Origin of the sequence: Pseudomonas sp. RIT-562, from assembly GCF_026241895.1 — a bacterium.
GTDB classification, from domain to species: domain Bacteria; phylum Pseudomonadota; class Gammaproteobacteria; order Pseudomonadales; family Pseudomonadaceae; genus Aquipseudomonas; species Aquipseudomonas mandelii_F.
Window position 1 is genome coordinate 133,439 of sequence record NZ_JAPJIV010000019.1, and the last position, 8,279, is coordinate 141,717.

Below are 8,279 nucleotides of genomic sequence, written 5' to 3' on the forward strand. Positions count from 1 at the left end.
CGATGAAACCCCACGCCACGGCTTACAGCCAACGCTTGTTGCGCGGTCAGGCACCTACTTACGAACGCTTGCAGGCGCGCCTGGCTGAAGATGGCAGTGAACCGAGCGCGGCACCGATTGCGCTGCATTGCGGGTGGGGTCGATTGCTGATCGGCCACACCTTCGCCGACCCTGCCAGCCTCGCCCGGGAACTGCTCAACGAAAAACCCGGCGAGCGGGACATCGCGCTCTACGTTGCCGCGCCCCAGCAAGTGTTGGGGCTGGAACCGGCGCAACTGTTCCTCGACCCTTCGGACACGTTGCGCCTGTGGTTCACTGACTATCGCCCGTCCACCCGAGTGTTTCGCGGCTTCCGCATTCGTCGCGCACAGAGTGAGGCGGACTGGCAGGCGATCAATACGCTGTACCAGGCCCGCGGCATGTTGCCCATCGATGCCACCCTGCTGACTCCGCGTCATCTCGGTGGCCCGGTGTACTGGCTGGCCGAGGATGAGGATAGCGGCGCGGTGATCGGCAGTGTGATGGGGCTCAATCATCACAAGGCCTACAACGATCCGGAAAACGGCAGCAGCCTGTGGTGCCTGGCGGTCGACCCGCAGTGTTCACGGCCAGGGGTTGGTGAAGTGCTGGTTCGCCACCTGGTCGAACACTTCATGAGTCGCGGCTTGAGTTACCTGGACCTGTCGGTGCTGCATGATAATCGCCAGGCCAAGAACCTCTACGCCAAGTTGGGTTTTCGCAACCTCTCGACCTTCGCCATCAAACGCAAGAACGGCATCAATCAGCCGCTGTTCCTCGGACCGGGCCCGGAAGCCAATTTCAACCCTTATGCGCGGATCATCGTCGAGGAAGCCCATCGGCGGGGTATTGATGTGCAGGTCGATGACGCCGAGGCCGGGATGTTCACCCTCAGTCATGGCGGGCGTCGGGTGCGTTGCCGCGAGTCCCTGAGCGACCTGACCAGCGCCATCAGCATGAGCCTGTGTCAGGACAAGAGCCTGACGCACAAAGTACTCAAAGCGGCCGGGCTGAAACTGCCATCCCAGCAACTGGCGGGCAATGCCGATGACAACCTGGCATTTCTCGACGAACACGAGCGCGTGGTGGTCAAGCCGCTGGACGGCGAACAGGGGCGCGGCGTAGCGGTGGATTTGCAGACGATCGAAGAGGTTCAGCAAGCCATCGAGTCAGCCCGCCAGTTTGATACGCGGATCCTGCTGGAAAGTTTCCATGAAGGCCTGGACCTGCGAATTCTGGTGATCGGTTTTGAGGTGGTCGCTGCCGCTATTCGCCGACCGGCTGAAGTCGTAGGCGATGGTCAGCACAGCGTCGGCGCACTGATCGAGGCGCAAAGTCGCCGTCGTCAGGCTGCCACTGGAGGTGAAAGCAAAATCCCCCTGGACCACGAAACCGAGCGCACCCTTGCCGCTGCCGGTTACGACTACGAGAGCATTTTGCCGGCAGGTGAGCATCTGTTCGTGCGGCGCACGGCGAACCTGCATACCGGGGGCATTCTTGAGGATGTCACCGGCATCCTGCATCCGACCCTGGTCGATGCGGCTGTGCGGGCCGCCCGGGCGCTGGACATCCCTATGGTCGGGCTCGACCTGCTGGTGCCGGCGGCGGATCAGCAGGAGTACGTGTTTATCGAAGCCAATGAACGCGCCGGGCTGGCCAATCATGAACCGCAACCGACTGCAGAACGCTTTGTGGATTTGCTGTTTCCGCATAGTCAGCCGGCTGTTTCGTAATGATTAAGTGATCCACCGACCCCATCGCGAGCAGGCTCACTCCTACAAGAGTTCGCGGCCGAATTTGAGGAGTGAGCCTGCTCGCGATGACAGTCTCACAGACACACATTTTCCAGACTCATCGAAACCATCGATGCGCTCAACTCATCAGGAGTTTCCATGACCAGTAAAATTCCGGAACCCGATCTCAACTACCTGCAAAAAGTCCTGCTGGAAATGCTCGCCATTCCCAGCCCTACAGGCTTCACCGACACTATCGTGCGTTATGTCGCAGAACGCCTTGAAGAGCTGGGCATTCCCTTCGAAATGACCCGGCGCGGCACCATCCGTGCCACCCTCAAAGGCAAGAAAAACAGCCCCGACCGCGCAGTCTCGGCGCACCTGGACACCATCGGCGCGGCGGTCCGTGCGATCAAGGACAATGGACGCCTGACCCTGGCACCGGTTGGCTGCTGGTCCAGCCGCTTTGCCGAGGGCAGCCGGGTCAGCCTGTTTACCGACAACGGCGTGATTCGCGGCAGCGTATTGCCGTTGATGGCTTCCGGACACGCCTTCAACACTGCCGTGGACGAGATGCCGATCAGCTGGGATCACGTCGAGCTGCGCCTCGATGCCTACTGCGCCACCCGTGCGGACTGTGATTCGCTGGGCATCAGCGTCGGCGATTTCGTGGCCTTCGATCCTCTGCCGGAGTTCACCGAAAGCGGTCACATCAGCGCGCGTCACCTGGACGACAAGGCCGGTGTGGCTGCCCTGCTCGCGGCCATGAAGGCAATCATCGACAGCGGCGAAGAGCTGATGATTGATTGTCACCCGCTGTTTACCATCACCGAGGAAACCGGCAGTGGCGCAGCAGCGGCTTTGCCCTGGGACGTCAGTGAGTTTGTTGGCATCGACATCGCCCCAGTCGCCCCTGGCCAGCATTCCAGCGAACATGCCGTGAGCGTCGCCATGCAGGACTCCGGCGGGCCGTATGACTATCACCTGTCCCGCCACTTGCTGCGCCTGGCCAGCGACAACGAGTTGCCGGTGCGTCGCGACCTGTTCCGCTATTACTTCAGCGATGCGCATTCGGCCGTGACCGCCGGGCATGACATCCGTACCGCCCTCCTCGCCTTCGGCTGCGATGCTACCCATGGCTACGAGCGGACCCATATCGACAGCCTGGCCGCCCTGAGTCGCCTGCTTGGCGCCTACATCCTCAGCCCGCCGGTATTCGCCAGCGATGCGCAGCCGGCGAAGGGTTCGCTGGACCGGTTCAGTCACCAGATCGAACATGACACCCAGATGGAAAGTGATACACGGGTGCCATCGGTAGATAGCCTAGTGGGGCAACGTAACGACAGCTAGGCCTGCTCGGTCGCATTCACTCCCACAGGCTACGAGCCGTCCCGTGAGTACGCGGTCAAATGTGGGAGTGAGCCTGCTCGCGATGGCGGTGGCGATATCGCCACAGTAGTCGAGGGTAGCCGCAGTCATCCAATCGCCGTAGCATCGCGCCATTGTTAAACCGAGGTGCCCATGCTGATTCCCTACGACCAACTTGAAGTCGACACTCTCACCCGCCTGATCGAAGACTTCGTAACCCGCGACGGTACGGACAATGGCGACGACACTCCGCTGGAAACCCGGGTCTTGCGCGTTCGTCAGGCCTTGACCAAGGGCCAGGCGCTGATCGTGTTCGATCCCGAAAGCGAACAATGCCAACTAATGCTCAAGCATGATGTGCCCAAGCATCTGTTCGAGTGAGATGTCCTTTACCGGCGCTTCCTGGGTTTCTTTTCGTTCTGGATGCGCTCGTAGATCTCGCTGCGATGAACGGTAACGTTGCGTGGCGCTTCGACTCCGATGCGCACACTGTCGCCACTGACGGCCAGGATTCGTACGGAAATGGTGTCGCCAATCGAGATCAACTCGGGGGCTACTCGGCTGAGAACTAGCATGGGGTTAGGTCCTACTGGGTTACAGGACCTTGAAGATGCCCGGCAGGTCGCGGCCCATCAATGCGCTGTAGGCAAATCAGTTTTGCCCTACAAGCTTGAGGGAAACACACCGTAGGACGAATCCGACAAAAACGCAGAATGTAAGACTTTTCCTTCAGGAAGCCGATAGGCGCGGACCGAAAAGAATCACCGTCGCGCCAATGACACACAGGGCCACCCCAATCCAGTCCGAGCTCAGCGGCCGTATTCGCTCCACCACCGCCAACCAGCCAATGGACGCCACGATATAGATGCCGCCGTAGGCAGCGTAGGCGCGGCCGGCATAGGTCGCTTCCACTCGGGTCAGCAACAGTGCGAACAGGGTCAAGCTAAGCAGTGCGGGCACGACCCACAGGGCGCTCTTGCCCTGGCGCAACCACATCCAGAACGCGAAGCATCCGGCAATTTCAAACAGGGCGGCGAGGAAGAACCACAGGTAGTTGAGCATAAGGGTCTCGCGAGAATGGCCGATGGCGGCCACCCTAGCGAGGGGCGGAGATTCCGACAAGCTTAGCCTGCGGTTTGTTTGGCTTTGGCGCGCATCTTATCGGCCATGACCGTCATTTCGTTGTACAGCAGTTGCGGATTTTTTTGCTTGATCGCCCAGGCCATGCGGCCTTGCTCATGGGGCAGAATCATGAATTCACCCGCAGCGACCTGTTGATAGATGTAATCGGCAATATCGGCAGCGGTGATCGGAGAGCTTTCGAGCAGCTTACCTACCTGCGCCTTCATCGCGGGTGTCGGGCCACGGAAGGAATCCAGCAAGTTGGTCTGGAAGAACGATGGGCACACCACATGCACTCCGACTTCCTGCTGCGCCAGTTCGATCAGCAGGCTTTCGGACAACGCCACCACGCCAGCCTTGGCCACGTTGTAGTTGCTCATGGCCGGCCCCTGCATCAGCGCGGCCATGGAGGCGATGTTGATGATCTTGCCCTTGCTCTTTTCCAGCAGCGGCAGGAACGCCTTGCAGCCCTTGACCACACCCATCAGGTTGATCGCAATCTGCCAATCCCAGTCCTCCAGGGACAGCTCGCTGAAGAATCCGCCGGAGGCCACGCCGGCGTTGTTGACGATGATGTCGATGCCGCCAAGCTTCTCTTCGCAAGCCTGGGCAAACGCCGTCAGCTGACTGTAGTCGCGAACATCACAGCGCTGGATGAACCCATCGCCACCGGCCTCGCGCACCAGCTTCAGGGTTTCCTGCAGGCCCGGGTCACTGACATCCGACAAAGCCAATTGCCAGCCTTCGCGCGCCCAGCGAAGCGCGATTTCGCGACCCAGGCCCGAGCCTGCGCCAGTGATCATCATGCGATTTTGCATAGCAAACAGCCTTGTTGTTCCGGGAAAGATCTGCCGAGTGTAGCGAAGGACCTGGGCCGAGCCACGCTGCATCAGATTGCTGAATAGGCTGCTCAAACCCTGGGCGCGGGCGGATCAACTAAGCCAATAAAAAAGAAATAAGGCTTTCTTCGAAAAAACATTAAAAAACTTGGAATTTTCCTGTGATGGCCGCAGTCGGATCGTTTAAGCAGCTAGGATTTAATTACATTCCTGCTGATAGTTTTAGCTAGGTCATTCCGGAACACTTTCAACAAGGAAATAGACATGGGCACAATTCTAATCGTTATTCTGATCCTTCTTCTGGTAGGCGGTTTGCCGGTCTTCCCACACTCCAGAAGTTGGGGTTATGGCCCGTCGGGTATCATCGGTGTAGTGCTGGTGGTGCTGTTGATCCTGCTCTTGCTTGGCAAGATATAAAGCTTTAACAGGTACAAAAAAAGAGGCCCTGAAAAGGGCCTCTTTTTTATTGCCTGAAGTTTTAGTCCGGCTTGCCGTCAACCACACCGGCGGTGTTATCGATCAAGCTCTTGGTCGCCGTCTGCAGGAAGGCTTCAAGTTTCTGCTTGAGCTCGGCCGTACGCGGTGCATCCGGGATGACCTCGGCCTTCGGTGTAGCGCCCAACTGGTACTGGTACACCTTAGGCGCCATTTCTTTTTCCTTGGGCAGAACCAGCACTTCATCAGCGGTGATGATCGCAGTGGTCTGCTCGCTGCCCGATGGCTTGATCACACCAAAACCGCTGTCGCCTTCGGGCAGGTTCAGCAGATCGCGGCCCCAGCACTGATGGCGCACTTCGCCACCGATGCGGCCCATGATGGTCGGTACGATATCGATCTGGGTGCCCACGGTGTGGTTACGCTCACCGAATTTCTCCTGGATGCCCGGAGCGATCAGCAGCATCGGCACGTTGAAGCGGCCCAGGTCCATTTCAGTGATCTGGCGTTCGTTGCCAAAGCCGTGGTCACCCACGATGACGAACAGGGTGTCCTTGAAGTATGGCTCCTTGCGAGCCTTCTCGAAGAACTGACCCAGGGCCCAGTCGGCGTAGCGCATGGCCGTCAAATGCTCGTTCAGGCTGCCGCGATCAGTCACGCGCTCGACCGGCAATGGCGACGGCAAGGCGTATGGCGTGTGGTTCGACAAGGTCTGCAGCAGCGCATAGAACGGCTTGCCGTTTTCCCGGGCCTTGAGCTCGACCAGGCCGCGGTCGAACATATCCTGGTCGGACACGCCCCAGGTCGGATCGGAGAACACCGGATTGACGAAGTCATTGCGACCAATGAAGTTGGTCATGCCCTGGCTGCTGAAGAAGCCCGACTGGTTATCCCAGGCAAAGTCGCCGTTATAAACGTACACATCGTCGTAATCACGGGCGCTGAGCAGTTGCGGCAGGCCGGACAGCTTGTGGCTGCCTTCCGGAGTCTGCATCAAGTATTCGAAACCTGGCAGGTTCGGGAAGCACGCCATGGTGGCGAACATGCCTTGATGGGTGTGGGTGCCGTTGGAGAAGAAACGGTCGAACAGCAGGCCTTCCTTCGACAGCTTGTCGAGATATGGCGTGATGTTGCCCGAAGCGCCCAGAGCGCCCACCGAGTGACCGGCCATGCTTTCCATCAGGATCACGACGACGTTCTTGATCGGCAGGGTCTTGTCAGCCGGCGGCGTGTAATCACGACGCACCGCTGCAGTGTCCGGGTCTACCAGCTTGTCGTCGGCCATCACCAGCAGGTTACGCACGATTTGCTGGGCTTCTGGCTGCGGCAAAGTGGCCTTCCAGATGTTGTCACGATCTTCGGACATGCGACTCTTGGCGGCAGCAACCAGCGACAGCGTGCCGTTCAGGCCCAGCTGGTTGGCGAAATTGGAGTCGGTGGTGTAGACATCACCCCAACGCAGCGGCGGGCCTTGGCGCAAGGTGCCACGAGCCGCAACCACGCAGATCAGCAGGCAAACCACGAACACCGCAATGCGTGCATACCACGGAGCGACCTGGCGAGTGCTGATGGTGCCGCCGCTGAACGGACCGCGCGGACGAGTGGCGCGATCGGCGCCCTTGAACGCCAGCGCGAGGATCACTGTGCCGCCGACCCATGCCAACAAGTAGCGAACCACCGGAAAGCCGTACCAGAGCATGCTCATGACGGTTTTCGGGTCTTCCTTCACGTACTGGAAGACCAGGCCGTTGAGGCGCTGGTGGAATTCGCGGTAGAAGTCCATTTCCATAAGGCCGAGGAACAGCGCGATGCTCGACGCCACCGTCAGCCACAGGCGAAAGAACCCCCGTGCCGCCATGGCGCGCACGCTGAACAGTGCCAGTACCAGCGGAATGCTGAGGTAGACCACCAGGCGCAAGTCGAAACGCAGACCGTTGACGAATGCTTCGACGAAGGTCGAGGCCGGTGTATCAAGGATCATTTCGCTGTTGTAGACCAGCAGCGCGAGGCGCAGCAGGCTGAACATGACCATCATGACCAGGGCGCACAGCAAGGTGTAGGCCAGGTGCGATTTGACGGTTGGTTGCAGCAGGCGACTTGAAGCTCGCTGCTGTTTCAGGGCGTCCGGGTTTGCCATGTCGTTTTAGGACCCATTGGAAGTTGAAGTTGCAAAAAATACAGCGGCGCTTAGCCCTCTGTTGGTCGATTCCTGACCCCGGGGCTTGCGCGGTGCGCAAATGTTGCACGATCACCCGCAGCATTGCCATTGATTACTGTTTGGGATTGGCGCGGGCGGGATTGTCTTGGACGGGTTGTGAAAATTTTGTGCAGCGAATATTCGGATACAAAAAATAGGTTTGGCGGGGGCTGCGACCTTTTGATTTTGTCTTGGGTGCATATCCATTGCTGCGGTTACGGCTTCTATTGGTTCCGCCCTTACGGCGGGTTACTTGGAGAAGCGCCAAGTAACCAAGCGCTTTCTGCCCCACCACTCGGCACCTCGCCTAGGCTCGGTGTGCCCTCACTCCGGCATTACTCCGCGGGTCGCCGCGATGGGGCGTCCCTGCCCCAGCGCGGCTAAACCGGCATCCTTGCCGGTTTACCCGCTACGCAATGCCTGCGTTCGGCCAGCGTGGTTAATGGGCGCCTGCAATCCGAAGCTCGCCGTGGCGGCCTTCGGGCCGACCAGGGCATCAAGCCGGCGCGCTGCGCGCGTCTGGTCGTGCCTGTCCTGTCGCCGTGCCGCCCACCTGTAGGAGCGAGC

The 8,279-nt window shown here is 59.6% G+C and carries 8 protein-coding genes; 4 read left to right on the forward strand and 4 right to left on the reverse strand.

Features of this window, described 5'->3' with window-relative positions; all coding sequences use genetic code 11:
- The first annotated feature begins 2 nt into the window (after window positions 1-2).
- From ngg to ORL50_RS21445, 3 genes are all read left to right on the forward strand, one after another.
- Window positions 3-1,751, forward strand: coding sequence for an N-acetylglutaminylglutamine synthetase (ngg, locus tag ORL50_RS21435; protein WP_266017836.1), 1,749 nt, complete (start codon window positions 3-5; stop codon window positions 1,749-1,751).
- A 159-nt stretch (window positions 1,752-1,910) separates the two neighbouring features.
- Complete coding sequence (locus ORL50_RS21440; protein WP_266017837.1) at window positions 1,911-3,101, forward strand: osmoprotectant NAGGN system M42 family peptidase; 1,191 nt, start codon at window positions 1,911-1,913, stop codon at window positions 3,099-3,101.
- A gap of 171 nt (window positions 3,102-3,272) precedes the next feature.
- Window positions 3,273-3,500 (forward strand): YheU family protein, encoded by a 228-nt coding sequence (locus ORL50_RS21445; RefSeq protein WP_266017839.1) that lies wholly within the window; start codon window positions 3,273-3,275, stop codon window positions 3,498-3,500.
- Window positions 3,501-3,508: 8 nt separating this feature from the next.
- On the opposite strand, the gene csrA is transcribed toward ORL50_RS21445, so the two are convergent.
- The 3 genes from csrA to ORL50_RS21460 form a co-directional block, all read right to left on the reverse strand.
- Window positions 3,509-3,694, reverse strand: coding sequence for a carbon storage regulator CsrA (csrA, locus tag ORL50_RS21450; protein ID WP_266017841.1), 186 nt, complete (start codon window positions 3,692-3,694; stop codon window positions 3,509-3,511).
- Between the two features lie 154 nt (window positions 3,695-3,848).
- Window positions 3,849-4,181, reverse strand: a complete 333-nt coding sequence (locus ORL50_RS21455; protein WP_266017842.1) for a YnfA family protein — start codon at window positions 4,179-4,181, stop codon at window positions 3,849-3,851.
- A 62-nt stretch (window positions 4,182-4,243) separates the two neighbouring features.
- On the reverse strand, window positions 4,244-5,059 hold the full coding sequence (locus tag ORL50_RS21460) for an SDR family oxidoreductase (RefSeq protein WP_266017843.1): 816 nt from the start codon (window positions 5,057-5,059) through the stop codon (window positions 4,244-4,246).
- Window positions 5,060-5,338: 279 nt separating this feature from the next.
- On the opposite strand from ORL50_RS21460, the gene ORL50_RS21465 reads away from it, so the two are divergent.
- Complete coding sequence (locus ORL50_RS21465; RefSeq protein WP_169858239.1) at window positions 5,339-5,497, forward strand: DUF3309 family protein; 159 nt, start codon at window positions 5,339-5,341, stop codon at window positions 5,495-5,497.
- Window positions 5,498-5,558: 61 nt separating this feature from the next.
- Here ORL50_RS21465 and ORL50_RS21470 read toward each other — a convergent pair whose 3' ends face one another.
- Entirely contained in the window at window positions 5,559-7,652 is a 2,094-nt protein-coding gene (locus tag ORL50_RS21470) for an LTA synthase family protein (protein WP_266017844.1), read from the reverse strand.
- Window positions 7,653-8,279 lie beyond the last annotated feature (627 nt).

Excerpts from the sequence above, each read along its gene's own strand:
- ngg (WP_266017836.1), top strand. The coding sequence starts at position 3 with ATGAAACCCCACGCCACGGCTTACAGCCAACGCTTGTTGCGCGGTCAG.
- ORL50_RS21440 (WP_266017837.1), top strand. The coding sequence starts at position 1,911 with ATGACCAGTAAAATTCCGGAACCCGATCTCAACTACCTGCAAAAAGTC.
- ORL50_RS21445 (WP_266017839.1), top strand. The coding sequence starts at position 3,273 with ATGCTGATTCCCTACGACCAACTTGAAGTCGACACTCTCACCCGCCTG.
- csrA (WP_266017841.1), bottom strand. The coding sequence starts at position 3,694 with ATGCTAGTTCTCAGCCGAGTAGCCCCCGAGTTGATCTCGATTGGCGAC.
- ORL50_RS21455 (WP_266017842.1), bottom strand. The coding sequence starts at position 4,181 with ATGCTCAACTACCTGTGGTTCTTCCTCGCCGCCCTGTTTGAAATTGCC.
- ORL50_RS21460 (WP_266017843.1), bottom strand. The coding sequence starts at position 5,059 with ATGCAAAATCGCATGATGATCACTGGCGCAGGCTCGGGCCTGGGTCGC.
- ORL50_RS21470 (WP_266017844.1), bottom strand. The coding sequence starts at position 7,652 with ATGGCAAACCCGGACGCCCTGAAACAGCAGCGAGCTTCAAGTCGCCTG.